At 67.0% G+C, this 20,489-nt stretch carries 20 protein-coding genes; 13 read left to right on the plus strand and 7 right to left on the minus strand.

Features of this window, described 5'->3' with window-relative positions; translation table 11 throughout:
- The coding region (locus KGM94_RS12380; protein ID WP_300259126.1) for a tripartite tricarboxylate transporter substrate-binding protein at positions 1–980 on the plus strand (980 nt) is incomplete at its 5' end.
- A gap of 9 nt (positions 981–989) precedes the next feature.
- Here KGM94_RS12380 and KGM94_RS12385 read toward each other — a convergent pair.
- From KGM94_RS12385 to KGM94_RS12395, 3 genes are all read right to left on the minus strand, one after another.
- The gene (locus tag KGM94_RS12385) at positions 990–1,964 is read right to left on the minus strand and encodes a peptidyl-alpha-hydroxyglycine alpha-amidating lyase family protein (protein WP_300259128.1); all 975 of its coding nucleotides are present in this window, start codon (positions 1,962–1,964) and stop codon (positions 990–992) included.
- 67 nt (positions 1,965–2,031) lie between these two features.
- Positions 2,032–3,816 carry an NAD(P)/FAD-dependent oxidoreductase gene (locus KGM94_RS12390; protein WP_300259130.1) on the minus strand — a complete coding sequence of 595 codons (1,785 nt, stop codon included), beginning with the start codon at positions 3,814–3,816 and terminating at the stop codon, positions 2,032–2,034.
- Between the two features lie 164 nt (positions 3,817–3,980).
- Positions 3,981–4,706 (minus strand): DNA-3-methyladenine glycosylase 2 family protein, encoded by a 726-nt coding sequence (locus tag KGM94_RS12395; protein ID WP_300259132.1) that lies wholly within the window; start codon positions 4,704–4,706, stop codon positions 3,981–3,983.
- A 194-nt stretch (positions 4,707–4,900) separates the two neighbouring features.
- Between KGM94_RS12395 and gluQRS the strand changes: the two genes are divergently transcribed.
- Positions 4,901–5,773, plus strand: a complete 873-nt coding sequence (gene gluQRS / locus KGM94_RS12400) for a tRNA glutamyl-Q(34) synthetase GluQRS (protein WP_300259134.1) — start codon at positions 4,901–4,903, stop codon at positions 5,771–5,773.
- A 116-nt stretch (positions 5,774–5,889) separates the two neighbouring features.
- Positions 5,890–7,173 (plus strand): ATP-binding protein, encoded by a 1,284-nt coding sequence (locus KGM94_RS12405; protein ID WP_300259136.1) that lies wholly within the window; start codon positions 5,890–5,892, stop codon positions 7,171–7,173.
- Here KGM94_RS12405 and KGM94_RS12410 read toward each other — a convergent pair.
- Entirely contained in the window at positions 7,100–7,993 is an 894-nt protein-coding gene (locus KGM94_RS12410; RefSeq protein WP_300259138.1) for a YihY/virulence factor BrkB family protein, read from the minus strand. The genes KGM94_RS12405 and KGM94_RS12410 overlap by 74 nt on opposite strands.
- Positions 7,994–8,111: 118 nt before the next feature.
- Here KGM94_RS12410 and KGM94_RS12415 point away from each other — a divergent pair, with 118 nt between their 5' ends.
- The 6 genes from KGM94_RS12415 (at position 8,112) to KGM94_RS12440 (ending at position 12,209) form a co-directional block, all read left to right on the plus strand.
- Positions 8,112–8,306, plus strand: a complete 195-nt coding sequence (locus tag KGM94_RS12415; RefSeq protein WP_300259140.1) for a twin transmembrane helix small protein — start codon at positions 8,112–8,114, stop codon at positions 8,304–8,306.
- Between the two features lie 23 nt (positions 8,307–8,329).
- Positions 8,330–8,902: a cob(I)yrinic acid a,c-diamide adenosyltransferase gene (locus KGM94_RS12420; protein WP_300259143.1), complete on the plus strand. Its 573-nt coding sequence runs from the start codon at positions 8,330–8,332 to the stop codon at positions 8,900–8,902.
- Between the two features lie 126 nt (positions 8,903–9,028).
- Positions 9,029–9,778, plus strand: coding sequence for an electron transfer flavoprotein subunit beta/FixA family protein (locus tag KGM94_RS12425; RefSeq protein WP_300259145.1), 750 nt, complete (start codon positions 9,029–9,031; stop codon positions 9,776–9,778).
- Positions 9,778–10,722 carry an FAD-binding protein gene (locus tag KGM94_RS12430; protein WP_300259147.1) on the plus strand — a complete coding sequence of 315 codons (945 nt, stop codon included), beginning with the start codon at positions 9,778–9,780 and terminating at the stop codon, positions 10,720–10,722. The genes KGM94_RS12425 and KGM94_RS12430 overlap by 1 nt, the downstream gene beginning before the upstream one ends.
- A 209-nt stretch (positions 10,723–10,931) precedes the next feature.
- Positions 10,932–11,813, plus strand: a complete 882-nt coding sequence (locus tag KGM94_RS12435) for a 3-hydroxybutyryl-CoA dehydrogenase (protein WP_300259149.1) — start codon at positions 10,932–10,934, stop codon at positions 11,811–11,813.
- 201 nt (positions 11,814–12,014) lie between these two features.
- Positions 12,015–12,209 (plus strand): hypothetical protein, encoded by a 195-nt coding sequence (locus KGM94_RS12440; protein WP_300259151.1) that lies wholly within the window; start codon positions 12,015–12,017, stop codon positions 12,207–12,209.
- Here KGM94_RS12440 and KGM94_RS12445 read toward each other — a convergent pair.
- Positions 12,206–12,880 (minus strand): TlpA disulfide reductase family protein, encoded by a 675-nt coding sequence (locus KGM94_RS12445; RefSeq protein WP_300259166.1) that lies wholly within the window; start codon positions 12,878–12,880, stop codon positions 12,206–12,208. The two genes, KGM94_RS12440 and KGM94_RS12445, sit on opposite strands and share 4 nt — an antisense overlap.
- A gap of 118 nt (positions 12,881–12,998) precedes the next feature.
- Here KGM94_RS12445 and argH point away from each other — a divergent pair, with 118 nt between their 5' ends.
- The 3 genes from argH (at position 12,999) to lysA (ending at position 16,122) form a co-directional block, all read left to right on the plus strand.
- On the plus strand, positions 12,999–14,396 hold the full coding sequence (argH, locus tag KGM94_RS12450) for an argininosuccinate lyase (RefSeq protein WP_300259153.1): 1,398 nt from the start codon (positions 12,999–13,001) through the stop codon (positions 14,394–14,396).
- A gap of 93 nt (positions 14,397–14,489) precedes the next feature.
- The gene (locus tag KGM94_RS12455; protein WP_300259155.1) at positions 14,490–14,780 is read left to right on the plus strand and encodes a lipoprotein; all 291 of its coding nucleotides are present in this window, start codon (positions 14,490–14,492) and stop codon (positions 14,778–14,780) included.
- Between the two features lie 76 nt (positions 14,781–14,856).
- Complete coding sequence (gene lysA / locus KGM94_RS12460) at positions 14,857–16,122, plus strand: diaminopimelate decarboxylase (protein ID WP_300259158.1); 1,266 nt, start codon at positions 14,857–14,859, stop codon at positions 16,120–16,122.
- A gap of 83 nt (positions 16,123–16,205) precedes the next feature.
- On the opposite strand, the gene KGM94_RS12465 is transcribed toward lysA, so the two are convergent.
- Both KGM94_RS12465 and KGM94_RS12470 read right to left on the minus strand, forming a co-directional pair.
- Positions 16,206–17,096 carry an NAD(P)-dependent oxidoreductase gene (locus KGM94_RS12465; protein ID WP_300259160.1) on the minus strand — a complete coding sequence of 297 codons (891 nt, stop codon included), beginning with the start codon at positions 17,094–17,096 and terminating at the stop codon, positions 16,206–16,208.
- Between the two features lie 233 nt (positions 17,097–17,329).
- On the minus strand, positions 17,330–17,710 hold the full coding sequence (locus KGM94_RS12470) for a carboxymuconolactone decarboxylase family protein (protein ID WP_300259162.1): 381 nt from the start codon (positions 17,708–17,710) through the stop codon (positions 17,330–17,332).
- Positions 17,711–17,883: 173 nt separating this feature from the next.
- On the opposite strand from KGM94_RS12470, the gene KGM94_RS12475 reads away from it, so the two are divergent.
- Positions 17,884–20,487: a TIGR02302 family protein gene (locus tag KGM94_RS12475; protein ID WP_300259164.1), complete on the plus strand. Its 2,604-nt coding sequence runs from the start codon at positions 17,884–17,886 to the stop codon at positions 20,485–20,487.
- Positions 20,488–20,489: the final 2 nt, after the last annotated feature.

Raw genomic sequence — 20,489 nt, forward strand, 5'->3', positions numbered from 1 at the left:
GCATGCGAACATGGCTCGCCATGTTGCTCGCGGCCGTGTTGGCTGCGGCATCGATTCGGCCGGTCGCGGCCGAAGACTATCCGAGCCGCGCCATCACGGTGATCGTGCCGTTTCCGGCGGGCGGCGCCACCGACACGCTGGCGCGGTTCCTCGGCGAGCGACTGCGGGGCCTGCTCGGCCAGCCCATCGTCGTCGAGAATGTCGGCGGCGCGGCCGGCTCGCTCGGCGTCGGCCGCGCGGTGCGCTCGGCGCCCGACGGCTACACGCTGTCGATCGGAACCTCGACCACGCACATGCTGACCGGCGGGCTGTACGCGCTGCCGTTCGACCTGCTCGGCAATCTCGAGCCGGTGATCCTGATCGGCAGCGAGCCGCTTCTCATCGTCGGCAAGAAGGATATTGCCGCCGACGATCTCCAACAATTGATCGCCTGGCTGAAGGCCAATCCAGACAAGGCTTCGGTCGGCATCGCCGGCGTCGGCGCCACCGGGCATCTCGCCGGCATCGCGTTCCAGAAGGATACCAGCACCAGGTTCCAGTTCGTGCCCTATCGCGGTAACGGCCCGGCGGTGCAGGACCTCGTCTCCGGCCAGATCGATTTCATGATCGAGCCGGCCTCGAACTTCACGGCGCTGGTCGCAGCCGGCAGCATCAAGCCGTTCGCCGTAACCAGCCGCGCGCGCGTGCCGTCGCTGCCCAATGTCCCGACCGCGGAGGAGGCGGGGCTCTCAGGCTATTCCGCCTCGCTTTGGTACGGGCTGTGGGTGCCGAAGGGCACCGCCAAGGAGATCCTCGCCCGGCTCAACGCCAGCATGATGCAGATCCTCGCCAGCCCCGAGGCCAGGCAGCGCTTCGCCGAGCTCGGCATTCAGGTCTCCTCCGCCGCGCAGCAATCACCGGAAGCCTTGCGCACCTGGCAGAAGCAGGAAGCCGATCGCTGGTGGCCGATCATCAAGGCGTCGGGGATCAAGGTGGACTGACGAACTCGGCTACTCCCGCACTCGCTCCAGCTTCTGCAGACATCGCGTCGCGCGAACCAAGGCCGGCATCTCCTCGTCCGGGAAGCTGGTCTTCCAGTCGGTGACGCCGACTTCGCCGACATAGATGTCGCCACGCGAATCCAGCGCGATGCCGTGCGGCGCCAGGAATTTGCCGCTCTCGATGCCCGGGCCGTGCTCGCCGCCGAGCCGCGCGATGCGCCTTCCCGTGGCGTCCACGATCGACAGCCGCGGGCCGAGATTGGGTACCTTGCGGTTGACGGCCATGCCGGGGCCGAGCTCGCCGATCACGAATGTCGGCTGCTTCCCGCCGCAGCGGCACAGGGCGCAGGGCCGGTGCAGATTGTTCCACTGCGTCTCGTACCTGCCGTTGCCGTCGAACACCTGCACGCGATGGTTCTCGCGGTCGGCGACATAAACGAAGCCGTCCGCGTCGGTTGCGATATTGTGCACGATGTTGAACTGGCCGGGATCGCTGCCGGGCTCGCCCCAGCTCATGACCAGTTTGCCGTCGGGGCTGAACTTGTGCACGCGCGCGTTGCCGTAGCCGTCGGAGACGTAGATCTCGCCCTTCGGCGACAGCGCGGTGTGGGTGCAGCGGTGGAACGGCTCGCCGCTCATGAAGGGCGCGGGCTTTTGCGGGATGCCGATCGTCAGCAGCACCCTGCCGTCGGCGGTGCATTTGCGCACGGTATGGTCGCCGTCGTCGGTGCAATAGAGATGGTCGTCGGCGTCGATGTGCAGGCCGTGGGCGCGGCTGAACAGGCCCTCGCCCCAGCTCCGCAGGAAATGGCCGTCGCGGTCGAGCACGATCATCGGGTGCTTGCCGCGATTGAAGACGTAGACGCGGTCGCGGCTGTCGACCGCGACGGAGGCGACGTCGGTCAGTTGCCAGCCGTCCGGCAGCTTTGCCCAGTGATCGACGACGCGGTAGCGGTGCTCGCCGGTGCCGAGAATGGCTGGCATGGTTGTTGCTCCCTCATTTCCGTCATTCCGGGCTTGCGCCGTCAGCGCATGCCGGAATGACGGCCAATCATGTTGCGGCGGACACGCCCACGTCAGCCGCCAAGATTCCTTCCTCGATCGCCTTGATCTGCAGTGCGAGGAATTTCGAGTTGATGCGGCATTGCGCGAGGCTGCCGGCGATGAACCACAGCCCGGGCTGCTTCGTCCGCGCATACATGTTGCGCAGCTCGAGCCCGTCGCCAAAGCCCCAGATCGGGCCGATGCGGTCGGCGATGGCGTCGCCCAGCAGCTTTCGCACCAGATGATCCTGCGGCATGTAGCCGGTCGACAGCACGATCAGGTCGGCGGGAACGAGCGTGCCGTCCCTCATCCGCGCGCCGCCGGCCTCGAAGCTTTCGATGTCGGCAAACTGCTTCAGCTTGACCGCACCCGAGATGAGGAGCTCGGAGCAGCCGACGTTGAAATAATAGCCGCCGCCGCGCGTGAGGTACAAGAATTGCCAGCCGGTGCCGTTGTCGCCATAGTCGAGCCGGAAGCCGATCCGGCGCAGGCCCTCCAGCGTCTCCTTGTCGAGCTCCTTCGACTGCTCGGTCAGCATGAAATGGGTCTTGCGCCCGAGCGGCACCGGCATCGATGTCGCGATCAGGTCGTTGTCCTCCATCGTGCCTTCGTTGTAGGTCGCGTAGGCGAGCTGCGCCGCGGGCTCGATGTTGGTGACGAGTGTCGGCGAACGCTGCACCAGCGTCACCTCGGCGCCGCTGGAACAGAGGTCCTGGGCGATGTCGTGGCCGCTGCTTCCGGTGCCGATCACGATCGCGCGCTTGCCCTTCCAGTTCTCGCCGTCGTCATAGCGGCTGGAATGCAGCACGGGGCCGGCGAAATTCTTCAAGGACGGGATGTCCGGCATGTTCGGGATGCCGCTGACGCCGGTCGCCATCACCACATGGCGCGGATGCATGGCGCGCCTGGTGCCGTCGGCGCGGCGCAGCGTCACCGTCCAGCGTGCGCTCGCCTCGTCATGAGCGCCGCCCTCGAACTCGGTGCCGGTCCAGTAATTCAGCTCCATGGCGTCGACGTAAGACTCGAACCAGTTGGCGAGCTTGTCCTTGGGGATGTAGACCGGCCAGTTCGGCGGGAATGGCATGTAGGGCATGTGATTGACCTGCACCTGGTTGTGCAGGGTCAGCGCGTGGTAGCGCTTGCGCCAGTTGTCGCCGATGCGCTTCTCGCGGTCGACGATCAGCGTGTCGACGTTCAGCTGCTTCAGCCGCGCCGCGGTCGCGAGCCCCGCCTGTCCGCCGCCGACGATCAGCACGGCCGGATCGCGATCGGCATAGTCGGTGGACTCCTTGCGCAGATCGAGCCAGTTCGGCCCGCGAAAATCGCGGGAAAACACCTGCCCGCGCGGCCGCGTCCTGCCGAGTTGCTCCTCGAAGCCCTTCAGCTCCTCCAGCGCGGTGAGGAGCGTCCACGCCTTCAGGCGGTCGCCGTCGCCGGCATCGGGGACGAGGCGCAGGATGCCGCTGCCGCGGCCGGTTGCGGTCTCGAAGTCGAAGATGGCCTCGATGTTGCAGGTGCCGGCGCGGGTCACCCAGCGCGGCGCCGCGCGGTCCTGCGCGATCCTGAACTGGCCGGGTGCAGCCTTCGGCGCGAGGGCCTCCAACTCCCGCACGATCGCATCGCGCCTAGCGACGGTCTGCAAATTCCAGCTCAACGCGAGCACGTCGCGCCAATAGCTCTCGGGAAGGAGCAGCGCGCTCAGCGCGTCCCGATCCGGTCCGGCGAGCGCGCGTGCAAAGCGGTCGAGCCAATCCTGGGCGGATACGGAAAGATCCTTGGTCTTGTCGAGCATGCGCGACCTCTTGCAGGGCCGTCTTCGCGGCGCGTTTCCTCAGCGTTCAACGCTATACCGTTTCGCAAGGGGTCAAAAGTCGATTGCCCACGGCGCAACAGCATGTGGCCCTGCTCGGGCGGAATGGCCTGTGCGGTATCGTGATGAACCGCGCCGCTGACGCGCTATCGCGGCCGCTTGCGCGCCGAGGCCGCCGCCTTCGCGGCCGGGCGTTTTGACGCAGCCGCTGCAGGGTCGGCGCCGTCGCCCGCGATCACGCCCTCACGCTTCTTCGCCGCGCGATAGTAGCTCCACCACAGATGTGCCGCCGCGCCGCGCAGCGGACGCCAGGGCTCGGCGAGCGGCGCCATCTGCTTTTCCGTCGGCCGTGCCGTCAGTCCCAGCCCGATGCGCATGCCCTCCTGCACGGCGAGATCGCCGGCCGGCCAGGCATCGCCATGGCCGAGACAGAACAAGAGGTAGATATCGGCGGTCCACGGGCCGATGCCGGGCAGCGCGATCAGCGTGTGATGCGCGGCGTCGGCGTCCTCCTCCGCGAGCACGTCGAGATTCAGCCGCTCCGCCGCGAGTTCGCGTGCGAGATGCTTCAGCGTCTTGATCTTGGCCGCGGACAGTCCGAGCCGGCCGAGCCGGTCGGCGCGGGCGCGGCGCACCGCGTCATGGTCGAACGGGTCGAAGGCGGTGCTGAGCCGTCCCCAGATCGCGGCGGCGCTGGCGGTGGAGAGCTGCTGGCCGCAGACGATATGCGCCAGTCCCGCAAAGCCGGGCTCGCGCCGCCGCAGGGCCGGCATGCCCGCGATCTCCAGCACCGGCTTCAGGCGCGGGTCGCGCTTCACCAGCGTGTCGATGGCCTCTTCGAGATCGGACTGGGTTTCGAGGTGGAGGGTCATGTCTATGGCTCGTCATGCGCGGGCTTGCCGTCTCCGTTATAGCTTCGCAGGCCCAAGGCCGATAAGCCCGACGAAGCCCAAGGCGGAGGCGGACCCGCGCATCCATCGTAACAGAGTTATCGAGGATGGATGGCCGGGACGTTGGATGCAAGGATGCGCTTCGCACTTTGCCCGGCCATGACGAGACCTGAAGCATGCCGCCACCCGTTTTCCGATTTGCCCCGAGTCCGAACGGCTTCCTGCATCTCGGCCACGCCTGCTCGGCGCTGCTCAATTTCGATCGCGCGCGCGATACTGGCGGGCGGCTCCTGCTGCGCATCGAGGACATCGACGCGACGCGCTGTCGGCCGGAATTCGAAGCCGCAATCTATGAGGATCTTGCCTGGCTCGGGATCGTCTGGGAGACGCCGGTGCGGCGGCAGTCGGAGCATCTCGCCGACTACCGCGCCGCGCTGGACAGCCTCACGACGCTGGGCCTGGTCTATCCCTGCTTCGAAAGCCGCGCCGAGATCACGAAACTGGTGGCGCAGCGCGAGGCAAGCGGGCCGTGGCCGCGCGACCCCGACGGGGCGCCGCTCTATCCCGGCACCGCAAAATCTCTTTCACCCAGCAAGCGCGCGCAGTTGATCGCCTCCGGCGCGCCTTATGCCTTGCGGCTCGACATGGACGCCGCCTGCCGCCGCGTCTCGCGTCTCGCCTGGACCGAACTGGGCGAAGGTCCGGACGGCGAGCACGGCACGGTCTCCGCGCAGCCGCAGGCGTGGGGCGACGTGATCCTGGCGCGCAAGGAGACACCGACCAGCTATCACCTCGCGGTCGTCGTCGACGACGCGCTGCAGGACGTGAGCGAGGTGGTGCGCGGCCAGGATCTGTTTCACGCCACCTCCGTCCACGCCTTGCTGCAGGCGTTGCTCGGCCTGCCCGTGCCGGACTACCGCCACCATCCTCTGATTCGCGATGCGGCCGGACAGAAACTCGCCAAATCGAGCCGTGCGACGGGCTTGCGGGAGTTGCGGGCCGGCGGCGCCACGCCCGCCGACATCCGGCGCCTCGTCGGATTGGCCTGAGTTCTCCGGGCCAAGTTTCCTCTGAGTCAAGTTCTCTGGGGGCTGGCGGAACGCTGCCGTGACTCGGGCCTCCGCTCCGTGCCATGCTGGCGCGCGACCGGGCTTCAAGGGGAAACATGGCGGCTAGAACGCGCTCACCGCGCACCTCGCGGTCGCCGCAGCGGCGACCGCCTCGGAAGCGTGCCGGAGCGGCGGGCAAGGCGCGCAAGCGCGCCGCCAGGAGGACGCCGGCCAGGCCGGCCGCGGCGGACGTGGTCCAGGCGGCGCTCGCGGCCTTCGCCCATGAGGTCCGCACGCCCCTCACCGGAATCCTGGCGATCAGCGACCTGCTGGCGACCTCGGACCTCGGCGAGCGCGAGCGCCGCTGGGCCGACACCATCAAGGCCGGCGCGGAGCATCTCGCAAGCCTCGCCACCTTGTTCGTCGATGCCGCACGGACGGCGAAGGGTGGACACGCGCTACGGCAAGATATGTTCGACCTGCGTGCACTGGCGCGCGCCGTCGGCGATTCGCTCGCCGGCCGCGCCGCGGCCAAGGGCCTGAAGGCCGAGGTCACGATCTCCGAGAAACTTCCAGCGCTCGTGGTTGGCGACCCCGTTCGGCTGCGCGCCGCGTTGGAAAACCTGATCGACAACGCCGTTAAGTTCACCGAGCGGGGCGGGGTGGCACTGTCGGTTGCGCCCTGGCGTCCTGCGGGCGGCGGCAAGGACAAGGCGAAGCACAGGGTCGGCGTCGCCTTTGCGGTGTCCGACAGCGGCATCGGGCTGACGCTCGTCGAGATCAAGCGCCTGTTCCGTCCCTTCACGCAAGCCAACGTCACCATCGCCTCGCGCTTCGGCGGCGCCGGGCTCGGGCTCTCCTCGGTCAAGCAACTGGCGCGCGCGATGGGCGGCGACATCACGGTGGCGCCGCGCCGCGGCGGTGGCGCGACCTTCACGTTGACGGTGGCGCTCGATGCCGCGAAGCCCGGTCCATCCGACGAAGCGGGCGCCCTCGATGGAGGCGGGGCGGAGGCCGCGGCCGGCCTGCGCGTGCTCAGCGTCGAGGACAATCCGTTCGGCCGCGTCGTGCTCAACACGATCCTGACCGAACTCGGCCATCAGGCGGAGTTCGTCGGCCGCGGCGAGGACGCGGTGAACCGGCTCGCGAAAGGCGCCTTCGACGCGGTGCTGATGGACATGGTGCTGCCGGGCATCGACGGCATCGAGGCGATCAGGCGCATCCGCAGGATGCGCGACCCTCAGGGGCGGATTCCCGTCATCGGCATCTCCGGCCGTGGCGAGGACGAGGCCGCCTCGCGCGCCGCCGGCGCTGACGCGTTCCTGGTCAAACCTGTGAGTCCGCGTGCTCTAGCGACTGCGCTGCTTGAAGCGAGACGCCGTGCGGAAGCCGCGACTTGATGATCGAGGCGTTGAGCTCGCCGCCATAGACGAAGATCGCGGCGATGAAATACAAGAACACCAGCGCGATGATGACCGAGGCGAGCCCCGCATACATCGTCACGTAGTTGTTGGCGAAGCGCGCCAGATATTGCCCGAACACCACGCCCGAGATCAGCGACGCCACCATGGTGAAGACGATGCCGGGCAGTATCTGCAGGAAGCCGCGCCGCCCCGCCGGCAGCCAGGCGTGCAGGATGAACAGCGCCACGATCAGCGCGCCGACGGTGATGCCGTAGCGCAGGATGGTCAGGATGTTCTCGTTGGATTCGACGATCAGCGGGATATGGCGCCGCGCCGCCTCGATGATCAGCGGTCCCAGCACGATCAGGAACGCCATCGCGAGCGCGGTGAAGGCCGCAATCAGCGTGTAGCCGATCGATTCCAGCCGCAGCCAGTACCAGCGCCGGGTCTCGACCACGGCGTAGGCGCGGTTGAGCGCGATCCGCAGCGCCTCGACGCCGTTGGAGGCGAAATAGACCGCAAGCGCCGCGCCGATGGTCAGGACGTCGCTGCGCGTGGTGGTCAGCACGTCATGGATTTCGCCGGAGATCGAGTCCGCCACCTGCCGCGGCCAGACCTGCAGCATCAGTCCGGCCGCCTGGTCGGCGAGTTCCTTGGAGCCGAAGAAGCCGGCCAGCGACGTGAGCACGATCAGGAACGGAAACAGCGCCATCAGCGTCGACAGCGCGATGTGGCTCGCGATCGCCCAGCCGTCGTCGGCGAGGAATGTGTAGAACGCATCCATCACCACCAGATAGACGTAGCGGATCTGCCTCACATCGAACCCCGGCCTGCGTGTTTGCCGCACTACCATCTGATATTATTGAACTAAAAGCCAGATCGCGAAGGCGCTGTGCGCCATGGCGGATCGCGACAGGGGGTGTTATCTAGCGGCGATGGCATCCCTTTTGAGTTCTTTCATCCTGCCGGTGGCAGCCGGCGCCGTAGCACTGGTGCTACTGGCCGGCCTCGTCAACATGATGCGCGGCGGCTCGCCTGACACCTCGCAGAAACTGATGCGGTGGCGCGTGCTGCTGCAGTTCGCGGCGATCATCGTCGCCATGCTCGCGGTCTGGGCGATGGGCCGCTAAGGTCGGACGGAAGCGAGACGGACATGGTCGTTCTCAACCGCATCTATACGCGAACCGGTGACGACGGCACGACGGCGCTCGGCTCCGGCGAACGCCGTCCGAAGTACGATCTGCGCGTCGCGGCCTACGGCACCGTCGACGAAACCAACGCCGCGATCGGCGTCGCCCGCCTCCACACCGGCGGCTTGGCTGAGCTCGACGCGATGCTCGGCCGGATCCAGAACGATCTGTTCGATCTCGGTGCCGATCTCGCGGTGCCGGAGCGCGAGGGCAAGGCCGAGCGCCTGCGGGTGGTGGCGAGCCAGGTCGAGCGCCTCGAGCGCGACATCGATGCACTGAACGAGAAGCTCGCCCCGCTGACCTCCTTCGTGCTGCCGGGCGGAACCCCGGCTGCGGCCCATCTCCACGTGGCGCGCACCATTTGCCGCCGGGCCGAACGGGTGATGGTGGAACTCGCGGCCCGCCCCGAGGAGCCGGTCGGCGCGGCTGGCATCCAGTATATGAACCGCTTGTCGGACTTCCTGTTCGTGGCGAGCCGCGCCGCCAACCATAACGGCGCCGGCGACGTGCTGTGGGTGCCGGGCCAGAACCGCTGACCCATTCGATTCCCTCACGGCTGGGGGGCCAATTTTTGCCCCTTCGCGCGTTGACCGGGCTGGGCCGGGCCTTTAGGTTCCGCGCCAGTTGATAACCCCCCTCCCAGATTGAAGTGAAAGAGGATCATGAAGGTCTTAGTGCCGGTAAAGCGGGTGGTCGATTACAACGTCAAGGTCCGCGTCAAGGGCGATGGATCGGGCGTTGAACTCGCCAACGTCAAGATGTCGATGAACCCGTTCGACGAAATCGCGGTCGAGGAAGCGCTGCGCCTGAAGGAAGGCGGCAAGGCCACCGAGGTCGTCGTCGTCTCCATTGGTCCGGCGCAGGCGTCGGAGACGATCCGCACCGGTCTCGCGATGGGCGCCGACCGCGGCATCCTGGTGAAGGCCGACGGCAATGTCGAACCGCTGGCGGTCGCCAAGATCCTGAAGAAGGTTGCGGAAGAAGAGCAGCCGGGCCTGATCATTCTCGGCAAGCAGGCGATCGACGACGATTCGAACCAGACCGGCCAGATGCTGGCCGCGCTGCTCGGCTGGTCGCAGGCGACGTTTGCCTCCAAGCTCGAGGTCGACGGAAGCGACTTCAAGGTCACGCGCGAGGTCGACGGCGGCCTGCAGACCGTGAAGCTGAAGGGGCCGGCGATCGTCACCACCGATCTGCGTCTCAACGAGCCGCGCTATGCCTCGCTCCCCAACATCATGAAGGCGAAGAAAAAGCCGATCGCGGAGAAGACCGTCGCCGACTACGGCGTCGACGTTGCCGCGCGTCTCGAGGTGCTCAAGACGTCGGAGCCTCCGGGCCGCAAGGCGGGCGTCAAGGTCAAGGACGTCGCCGAGTTGGTGTCGAAGCTCAAGAACGAAGCCGGGGTGCTCTGATGACGACGCTTTTGATTGCCGAACACGACAACGCGTCGCTGAAGGATGCGACCAACAAGGCGCTGACCGCGGCCGCGGCTCTCGGCGCCGACGTCCACGTGCTGGTCGCCGGCCAGAACGCCAAGGCCGCGGCGGACGCCGCCGCCAAGCTCAATGGCGTCAAGAAGGTGCTGCTGGCCGAGGGCGATGCCTACGCCCACGACCTCGCCGAGCCGCTGGCCGCGCTGGTCGTCTCGCTGGCGCCGAGCTACGACGCCTTCGTGGCGCCCGCGACCTCGCGCTTCAAGAACGTGATGCCGCGCATCGCTGCGCTGCTCGACGTCATGCAGGTCTCGGAGATCATCAAGGTGGTCGCTCCCGATACCTTCGAGCGGCCGATCTATGCCGGCAACGCGATCCAGACGGTGAAGTCCAGGGACGCCAAGAAGGTGATCACCGTACGCACCTCGACCTTCGCCGCCACCGGCGAGGGCGGCAGTGCGGTGGTCGAGACCGTCTCCGCGGCGGCCGATCCGGGCCTGTCGTCGTTCGTCGGCGAGGAGGTCGCCAAGAGCGACCGTCCCGAGCTGACCTCGGCCAAGATCATCGTCTCCGGCGGCCGTGCCATGCAGAGCCGGGAAAACTTCGCCAAGTACATCGAGCCGCTGGCCGATAAGCTGGGGGCCGGTGTCGGTGCTTCCCGCGCAGCGGTCGACGCCGGCTATGCGCCGAACGACTGGCAGGTCGGCCAGACCGGCAAGGTGGTGGCCCCCGAGCTCTACGTCGCGGTCGGCATTTCCGGGGCGATCCAGCATCTGGCCGGCATGAAGGATTCCAAGGTGATCGTGGCGATCAACAAGGACGAGGACGCGCCGATCTTCCAGGTCGCCGATTACGGCCTGGTCGCGGACCTCTACCAGGCCGTTCCGGAGCTGACCGAGGAGCTCGGCAAGCTCGGCAAGTAAGACTCGACAAAAACACCGGCCGGATGTGGAAACTCCGGCCGGTGTTTCGCTTTCGAGGCGCTTTTCTCCATGCCGGGCACGTGGGATGAGGCGTATCCAATCTAGGTTTCGGGCCAAGGTTCTGATTATATCGACTTCCCGGGGAAATCAGGCCCCCGGCTCGAGGGGATAGCAGGCGCGATACGCGCGCCGTTCCGGTGGATGACAAGATGGCGGCAGCAATCAAGAAGGTCGGCGTGATCGGCGCGGGTCAGATGGGCAACGGCATCGCGCATGTCGCGGCGGTGGCCGGCCTCGACGTAGTGCTCAACGACATCTCGGCCGATCGCCTGAAATCCGGCATGGCCACCATCCACGGCAACCTGTCGCGCCAGGTTTCCAAGAAAGCCATTACCGAGGAAGCGAGAGCCAAGGCGGTCGGCCACATCACGCTCGCCGAAACGCTGGATGGGCTCGCCGACTGCGATCTCGTGATCGAGACCGCGGTCGAGAAGGAAGAGGTCAAGCGCAAGATATTTCATGATCTCTGCGCGATCCTGAAGCCCGAGGCGATCGTCGCCTCCGACACCTCCTCGATCTCGATCACCCGGCTGGCCGCCGCCACCGATCGTCCCGAGCGCTTCATCGGCATCCACTTCATGAACCCGGTGCCGCTGATGGAGCTCGTCGAGCTGATCCGCGGCATCGCCACCGACGACCAGACCTTCGAGGCGGCCAAGGGGTTCGTTGCCCGTCTCGGCAAGCAGGTCGCGGTGTCAGAGGATTTCCCGGCCTTCATCGTCAACCGCATCCTGCTGCCGATGATCAACGAGGCGATCTACACGCTGTACGAAGGCGTCGGCAATGTGGAGGCGATCGACGCAGCGATGAAACTCGGCGCCCACCACCCGATGGGGCCGCTCGAACTCGCCGATTTCATCGGCCTCGACACCTGCCTCTCCATCATGCAGGTGCTGCACGAGGGGCTGGCCGATTCCAAGTACCGGCCGTGCCCGCTGCTCGTGAAATACGTCGAGGCCGGCTGGCTCGGCCGCAAGACGCAACGCGGCTTCTACGACTATCGCGGCGCCAAGCCGGTCCCGACGCGGTAGGGCCGTCTCGCGCCCCGGATGCAGCTCAGCACCCCGAGGCCCACAGACCGCACGCTCGATGGCGTAGGTCCCGGCTCAGCGTGGCGTCATTTCATGCCGCGACGCGTCCGGGGTACCAAGGTCCCGACACGAAGGCCCCCAAGTCTTCAACTCCCGTTAACCCTCCACCCCTAGGCTGCCCGCCGAAACGAGGGTTTGCGTATGGATACGATGGCCGTGGTCAGCAGCATGCTGGCCGCTCAGCAAGGCGCGCTGCAGTCGAACATTGCAGCCACCCTGATGAAACAGAATGCGGATGCGGAGAAGTCCGCGGTTCTGACCATCCTTGGTGCGGGACAGCCCTCGCTTGCCAATGTTGGCGCCGGCGTCGGCGGCAACCTCAACATCCAGGCTTAATAGGACGCAGCCGTCGGCTTCACCGCCGCCCGGATCAGCTTGAGCGCGTCCTCGCTCGCCCATTCGGCCGGTCCCGCAATCGTCGCGATCTCGCAGCCCTGGGGATCGACGAGCACCGAGGTCGGCATGCCCAAGGCTCGACCTATTGTCTTAAGATCCTGGAAAACCTTGGCTTTCTGGTCATTAAAATAGCCGAGTCGGGTTAGATTGGCCTCTTTCAGGAAAGTCTTGGGCTTTTCGGGATCGCGGGTGTCGATGTTGATCGCCACCACCTCGAAGCCCGGCCCGCTCATCTTGGCCTGCAAGTCCTCCAGCGCCGGCATCTCCTTGCGGCAGGGCACGCACCAGGTGGCCCAGAGATTGACCAGCACCGTCTTCCCCCGCCAGTCGCTCAGCTTCTTCGGCTTGCCGTCGGCGTCCTCGAAGGCGAGGTCCGGCAGACGCAGCGGCGCGGTCGCCATGGTCAGCGCCGCGACCTCGCCCTGGGCCAGCGGGGCGATCCTTTTGGCCACGTCGACCGCGGCCCGGCAGGCCGGATCGCCGGAGGGGCCCCGCGTGAGCATGCCGAGGCCGTACAGCGCGGCAAAGCCGATCACGCCTCCGAGCACCACCGTGGCGGCGACGAGGGGAATCCGGCGTGTGGCCGACGGCGCGGGCTTCGGGTCGAGCATAGTGTTTGTCATCCGGTCGCAGATATGGCTATCAGGGGCCTCTTAGTACGGCCGGCCGGAGCCGGCAAACCCTGCGGCCAGCGCCGCAACGGTCGAGACCAGGCGTGAGCAAGGGATCATGAGCAACAAGATGTGGGGCGGCCGGTTCTCCGAGCGCCCCGACAAGATCATGGAGGAGATCAACGTCTCCATCGACGTCGATCGGCACCTCTACGCCCAGGACATCGCCGCGTCCAAGGCCCATGCCGCGATGCTCGCTGCCCAAGGCATCATCACGGCTTCTGATGCGAAAAATATCGCCAGGGGTCTAGACACGATTTTGTCAGAGATCGGCAAGGGCGGCTTCGAGTTCAAGCGCGCGCTCGAGGACATCCATATGAATGTCGAGAGCCGGCTGTCCGAGCTGATCGGGCCGGCCGCGGGACGCCTGCACACCGCGCGCTCGCGCAACGATCAGGTCGCGACCGATTTTCGCCTTTATGTTCGCGACGTGATCGACGAGACCGACGCCGCGCTCGCCGCGTTCCAAGAGGCGCTGGTCGAGCGCGCGCTGGAGCACGCGGGAACCGTGATGCCCGGTTTCACGCATCTGCAGACCGCGCAGCCCGTCACCTTCGGCCATCATCTGCTCGCCTATGTCGAGATGGCTGCGCGCGACCGCGGCCGCTTCGCCGACGCGCGCAAGCGGCTGAACGAGTCGCCGCTCGGTGCGGCCGCGCTCGCCGGCACCTCGTTTCCGATCGACCGCGCGGCCACCGCAAAGGCGCTCGGCTTCGACCGTCCGATGGCGAACTCGCTCGACGCCGTCTCCGACCGCGACTTCGTGCTGGAGACGCTGTCGGCGGCGGCGATTTGCGCCATGCACATGTCGCGCTTCGCCGAGGAGATCGTGATCTGGACTTCGCCGCTGGTCGGCCTCGTCCGGCTCAGCGACAAGTTCACCACGGGCTCCTCGATCATGCCGCAGAAGCGCAACCCGGATGCGGCCGAGCTCGTGCGCGCCAAGACCGGGCGCGTGATCGGCGCGCTCAACGGCCTCCTGATCGTGATGAAGGGCCTGCCGCTCGCCTATCAGAAGGACATGCAGGAGGACAAGCAGGGCGCCATGGAGGGCTTTGCCGCGGTGTCGCTCGCAATCCGCGCCATGACCGGCATGGTGCGCGATCTCGTGCCGGACGAAGTGAAGATGAGGCTTGCCGCGGGCGAGGGTTTTGCCACCGCGACCGATCTCGCCGACTGGCTGGTGCGGACCCTGAAGATGCCCTTCCGCGAGGCCCACCACGTCACCGGCCGCATCGTCGCCAAGGCGGCAGCCGAGGGCGTTGCGCTGCACGAACTGCCGCTCGAGGCCATGCAGGAGATCGAGCCGAGAATCACCCGGGACGTCCTCGGCGTGCTCTCGGTCGAATCCTCGGTGAAGAGCCGGACGAGCCTTGGCGGCACCGCGCCGAAAAACGTGGCGGCGCAGGCGAAAGCCTGGGCCAAGCGGCTGGAAAAAGAGCGAAAATTGGGCTGAGCGGCAAAATTTCGCTCTTGTTTCATCGTCATCCAACTCTCGCCAGAAGAGGCCAATCTCTGTATGGTGCGGCCGCGTAGTGGGGATCTCGTCGTGACGTCAAAGTTTCGCCCGGGCGGCTCGGGCTGGGCCATCCTTGTCCTTAGCCTGACGGCGCTCGCGCTTGCCGGCTGCGGCCGCAAGGGGCCGCTCGACCTGCCGCCGACCGCCGCCAACGCCTCCACGGCCAACATCGCAGCGCCTGCCGCAGCTCCTGTCGATACCGAGGGGGAGACCGTGCAGCGCCCGAGCGTGTTCAACCCGACCTATGGCGCGGACGCGCCGCCTGCCGCTACCAGGGGCCAGAGGAAACCGTTTATCCTCGATCCGCTCCTGGGCAATTGAGCCCAAGAAGCACCGCCCAACAGGCACCGCCCCGGAAGCACAGCCAAGGGGCATCACGGGTAACCGAGCGCGCGTCATGAACCATTTCGACTACCGCAACGGCGTGCTGCACGCCGAAGGGGTCAACCTTTCCGAGCTGGCGGCGGCCGTCGGCACGCCCTTCTATTGCTATTCGACCGCAACGCTGGAGCGGCACTACCGCGTCTTCACCGAAGCCTTCGCCGGCGAGAAGGCGGTGGTGTGCTACGCCATGAAGGCGAACTCCAACCAGTCGGTGCTGCGCACGCTGGCGAAATTGGGCGCCGGCGCCGACGTCGTCTCGGGCGGCGAGTTGAAGCGCGCGCTCGCCGCCGGCATCCCCGCCAACAAGATCCTGTTCTCCGGCGTCGGCAAGACCGAGGCCGAGCTGCGCGCGGCGCTGGCCTCCGACATCCTTTGCATCAACGTCGAATCCGAGCCCGAACTCGAGCTGCTGTCGCGGCTTGCGGTCGAGACCGGCCGCACGGCGCGCATCTCGGTGCGGGTCAATCCCGACGTCGACGCCGGCACGCACGCAAAAATCTCCACCGGCAAGTCGGAGAACAAGTTCGGCATCCCGATCTCGCGTGCCCGCGAGGTCTACGCCTGGGCGGCCAGGCTGCCGGGGATCCAGGTCACCGGCGTCGACATGCATATCGGCAGTCAGATCACGGACCTCTCGAAGATGGAGGCGGCGTTCCGCATCCTCGCCGAGTTCGTGCAGACGCTGCGCGCCGACGGCCACGTCATCTCGCACGTCGATTTCGGCGGGGGCCTGGGCATTCCCTACTACATGGATCGCGAGGCGCCGCCGGAGCCGCACGCCTATGCCGCCATGGTCAAGCGCGTCACCCACAATCTCGGCTGCACGCTGATGTTCGAGCCCGGACGGATGATCGTCGGCAATGCCGGCATTCTCGTCGCGAAGGTCATCTACGTGAAGCACGGCGACGGCAAGAACTTCGTCATCATCGACGCCGCCATGAACGATCTGATCCGCCCGACGCTGTACGAGGCGCATCACGACATCCTTCCGGTGACGCAGCCGCAGGTCGGCGCGACCGTCATGGTCGCCGACGTCGTCGGCCCGGTCTGCGAGACCGGCGATTATCTCGCGCTCGATCGCACCCTGCCGCAGCCCGCGCCCGGCAATCTCCTCGCCATCATGACCTCGGGCGCCTATGGCGCGGTGCAGTCCGGCACCTACAACACGAGGCCGCTGGCGCCGGAGGTCCTCGTCAAGGGCGATCAGTACGCCGTGGTCCGCCCACGCCTCGAGGTCGAAGAGCTGATCGCGATGGACAAGCCGGCGCCGTGGCTGTGAGGCGCGCGACCCCGGATCAGCAGCGCACCGCTCGCGCGCTGCGCTGCATCCGGGGAACGCCGACTCACTTCGCAGCGTGACCGTTACTTCTTCCCGCCGACGATCACTCCTGCCTTCTTCTCGATCGGCTTGATCGCTGCCGTGAAATCGGACTCCGCGCCTTCGTCCTTGATCACGGTCTCCCAGAGCCGGCCGACGGCGTCCGCAACCTCCATCGACAGACCGAGCTGCTTCATCTCCTCGAGACACAGCCGCACGTCCTTCACCATCAGGCCCGTCGCGAAGCCGAAATCGAAGCTGCGGGGCAGGACCGAGCGCGGAAACTTGTCGCGGCTCGCGGTGTTCATCCCGGAACCCGCGTTGATGACGTCGATCATCACGGCCGGATCGAGCCCCGCCTTCACCCCCATCACCACGGCTTCCGACGTCGCCACGATCGCGGTCGCCGACAGGAAATTGTTGGCGAGCTTCATGGTCTGCGCCGAGCCCGGCTTCTCGCCGATGAAGAACACTTTTCCGATCACGTCGAGCGCGGCCTTGATGATCTCGAACTCGGCCCTTGGCCCCGACACCATCACCGCCAGCGTGCCCTTCTCGGCGCCGGCGACACCGCCCGAGACGGGGCTGTCGATCTGCACGATGTTGCGTTTGGCGAGCAGTCCGTGGATCCTCGCCGCCATCTGCGAGCCGACGGTGGAGAGATCGACGAAGCGCTTCACCTTCTTGCCTTCGATCACGCCGTTCTCGCCGGTCGCAACCGCAACCGAGGCCTGCAGCGAGGGCAGGCTCGCCATCACGGTCTCGGCCTGGTCGGCGACGTCCTTCGGCGAGGCCGCTGGTCTCGCGCCGCGCGCCACAAGCTTGTCGACGGCCTCCTTGCGCGTGTCGAACACGACGAGCTGGTGCCCCGCCTCGATCAGGCGCCGTGCCATCGGGAAACCCATGTTTCCGAGGCCGATGAATCCGATGTCCATGGTGATTCCTTATCCTGCTTCTCAGTATGGCGAGCGAAGCTGCGAGCCCCATACGCAACTGTCGTCCCCGCGAAGGCGGGGACCTATAACCCCAGGGAGAAGTTGTGGCACAAGGTTTCAACTCCGTGTTCCCGCAACCACGCCCTCCCGTGGTTATGGGTCTCGGGCTCGCGCTTCGCGCGCCCCGGGACGACGTTGGGGAGGGACGCTTCGTCCCTTACTCTTGCGCTGCCTCACCCCTTGTCGATCTCCGCGAACACCTCGCGCGCGATGCGAAAACTGTCGACGGCGGCCGGCATGCCGCCATAGATCGCGACCTGCATCAGGATCTCGCGGATCTCCTCGCGCGTCACGCCGTTGGTCAGCGCGCCCTTCAGGTGCGCGCGGAACTCGTGCTGGCGGTTGAGGATCGCGATCATCGCGATGTTGAGCATGCTGCGGGTCTTGCGCGGCAGTTCCTCGCGGCCCCACACCGTGCCCCAGCAATATTCGTTGAGCATCTCCTGGAACGGACGGTTGAAGTCGTCGACATTCTTGAGCGCGTTGTTGACATAGGCTTCGCCGAGCACCGCTTTGCGAACTTCCAGCCCCTTGTCGTGCATCTTCTTGTCCATGGCGTTTTCCTCGTGCCTCTCTCGGATTTGGATGGCTGCGAACCTACGGGGTCGCGGCCGGCCAGTCACGTCCCCGTGTTATGCGCCTTTGGGGTGCGGGGTCCCGTAGAGGAACGGGTGCCTCACTGCCGCCGTTGTGATAGGTTGTGGTTCCGGGCAACATGGAGAGTTGATTGAACGGCGCCCCTCTTGAGCCGTCAGACCCGATCCGCGACGGCGACGCCCTGTCGCGGCTGAAGCTGGCGCAGGCCCTCAAGCGGGCCACCTATGCGATCGCCTGGGAGCGTGCCTGGCCCCATCTGGCGCGGCTCTTGACCGTTCTCGGCCTGTTTCTGGCAGTATCTTGGGCCGGCCTCTGGCTGGCGCTGCCGTTCCTCGCCCGCGCCGTCGGGCTCGGCCTGTTCGTCCTAGCGGCGTTGGCCGCCCTGGTTCCGCTGATTCGCGACCGCTGGCCGACCCGCGAGCAGGCGCTGAGCCGGCTCGACCGCGGCTCCGGCATCGCGCACCGTCCCGCCACCGCGCTCACGGACACGCTGAGCTCGCAGGACCCGGTCGCGCAGGCGCTGTGGCAGGCGCAGCGCGAGCGCACGCTGGCCTCGCTGAAGCGCATCCGCGCCGGCCTGCCGCATCCGCGGTTGGTGCTGCACGACCCTTGGGCCTTGCGCGCGCTGGTCATGGTGATGCTGGTCGCCACCTTCTTCGCCGCCGGCGACGAGCGCGCGATACGCATGGGCGCCGCCTTCGACTGGAACGGCATGCTGGCGCCCGCCAATGTCCGCGTCGATGCCTGGGTGACGCCGCCGCTCTACACGGCCAAGCCCCCGATCATCCTGTCGGCCGCCAACAAGGAGGCCGCCGCGCTGCCGAGCAGCGGCCCGCTCGCGGTGCCCGCCGGCTCGACGCTGATCGTGCGCTCCTCCGGCGGCAGCCTCGATGTCGCGGTCTCTGGCGGCATCAAGGAAACCGCGCCGACCGCGGAGCCGCCCAAGGGCACCAGCGAGAAGCATTTTGCCATCGGGGGCGACGGTGCCGCACAGGTGCGCGCGCCCGCAGGCCAGCCGCAATGGCGCTTCACCGCCACGCCGGATCGTCCGCCGACCATCGCGCTCGCCAAGGATCCGGAGCGCCAGGCTCGCGGTGCGCTGCAACTCTCCTACAAGATCGAGGACGATTACGGCGTCACCGGCGCCGAGGCGCAGTTCGCCGCGCGCCCCGCCGAGGCCTCCAAGAATGCGGACAAGAATAATACGGAGCCGAAGGCTGACGCGCGGCCTCTGTTCCAGCCGCCGCAATTTGCGCTGGTGCTGCCGAACGCACGCACCCGCAACGGCCTCGGCCAGACCGTGAAGGACCTCAGCGAGGATCCCTATGCGGGCGCCGACGTCACGCTGACGCTGACCGCCAAGGACGAGGCCGGCAATGAGGCGAAGAGCGAGCCGTTCAACATGCGCCTGCCGGAGCGGCTGTTCACCAAGCCGCTCGCCCGCGCCTTGATCGAGCAGCGGCGCATCCTCGCGCTCGACGCCAACAGGAATTCCGACGTCTATGCGGCGCTTGCCGGGCTGATGATCGCGCCGGAATTGTTCATGCCGCAGGTCGGGCAATATCTCGGCCTCTACAGCGTGGCGCGGCAGCTCGAGGCGGCTCGCACCGACGAGAGCCTGCGCGAGGTCGTGGCGAGCCTATGGGCGCTCGCGGTGACGATCGAGGACGGCAACATCACCGACGTCGACAAGGCGCTGCGCGCGGCGCAGGACGCGCTCAAGCAGGCGCTCGAGCGCGGGGCGAGCGACGAGGAGATCAAGAAGCTCACCCAGGATCTGCGCCAGGCGCTGGAGAATTTCATGCGCCAGCTCGCCGAGCAGCAGCGCAACAATCCGCAGCAGCTCGCGCGACCGCTCGATCCCAACACGAAGATCCTGCGCCAGCAGGACCTCAACAACATGATCGACCGGATGGAGCGTCTGTCGCGCTCCGGCGACAAGGATGCCGCGAGACAACTGCTCGACCAGCTCCAGCAGATGCTCGAGGGTCTGCAGATGGCGCAGCCCGGGCAGTCCGGCGAAAGCGACATGGAGCAGGCGCTCAACGAGCTCGGCGACATGATCCGCAAGCAGCAGCAGTTGCGCGACAAGACCTACAAGCAGGGCCAGGATTCTCGCCGCGACCGCATGCGCGGCAAGCAGCAGGGCGACCAGAACATGGGCGACCTGCAGCAGGATCAGCAGGCTCTGCGCGATCGGCTGAAGAAGCTGCAGGACGAACTCGCCAAGCGCGGGCTCGCGCAAAACGGCCAGAAGGGACAGAAAGGTCAGAAGGGCCAGCAGGGCGAGCAAGGCCAGAGCGGCGACCAGGACGGCGATCAAGACGGCGAGGGCGGACTCGACGCCGCCGACAGCGCCATGGGCGACGCCGGCAACCAGCTCGGCCAGGGCAATGCCGACGGCGCCGTGGACTCGCAGGGCAAGGCGCTCGATGCGCTGCGCAAGGGCGCACAGCAGATGGCCGAGGCGATGCAGCAGGGCGAAGGCGACGGGCAGGGCGACGGTCCGGGCCAGCGCGCCGGTCGCCAGCAGAGCGGCGGCAACCAGACCGATCCGCTCGGCCGGCCTCTGCACGGCCGCGAGTTCGGCGACGACTACACGGTGAAGATCCCCGGCGAGATCGACGTCCAGCGCGTCCGCCGCATTCTCGAAGAGCTGCGCCGCCGCCTTGGCGACCCCTCACGGCCGCAGATCGAGCTCGACTATCTCGAGCGGCTGCTGAAGGATTTTTGAGG

Origin of the sequence: Bradyrhizobium sp. (genome assembly GCF_028868675.1) — a bacterium.
GTDB lineage: Bacteria > Pseudomonadota > Alphaproteobacteria > Rhizobiales > Xanthobacteraceae > Bradyrhizobium.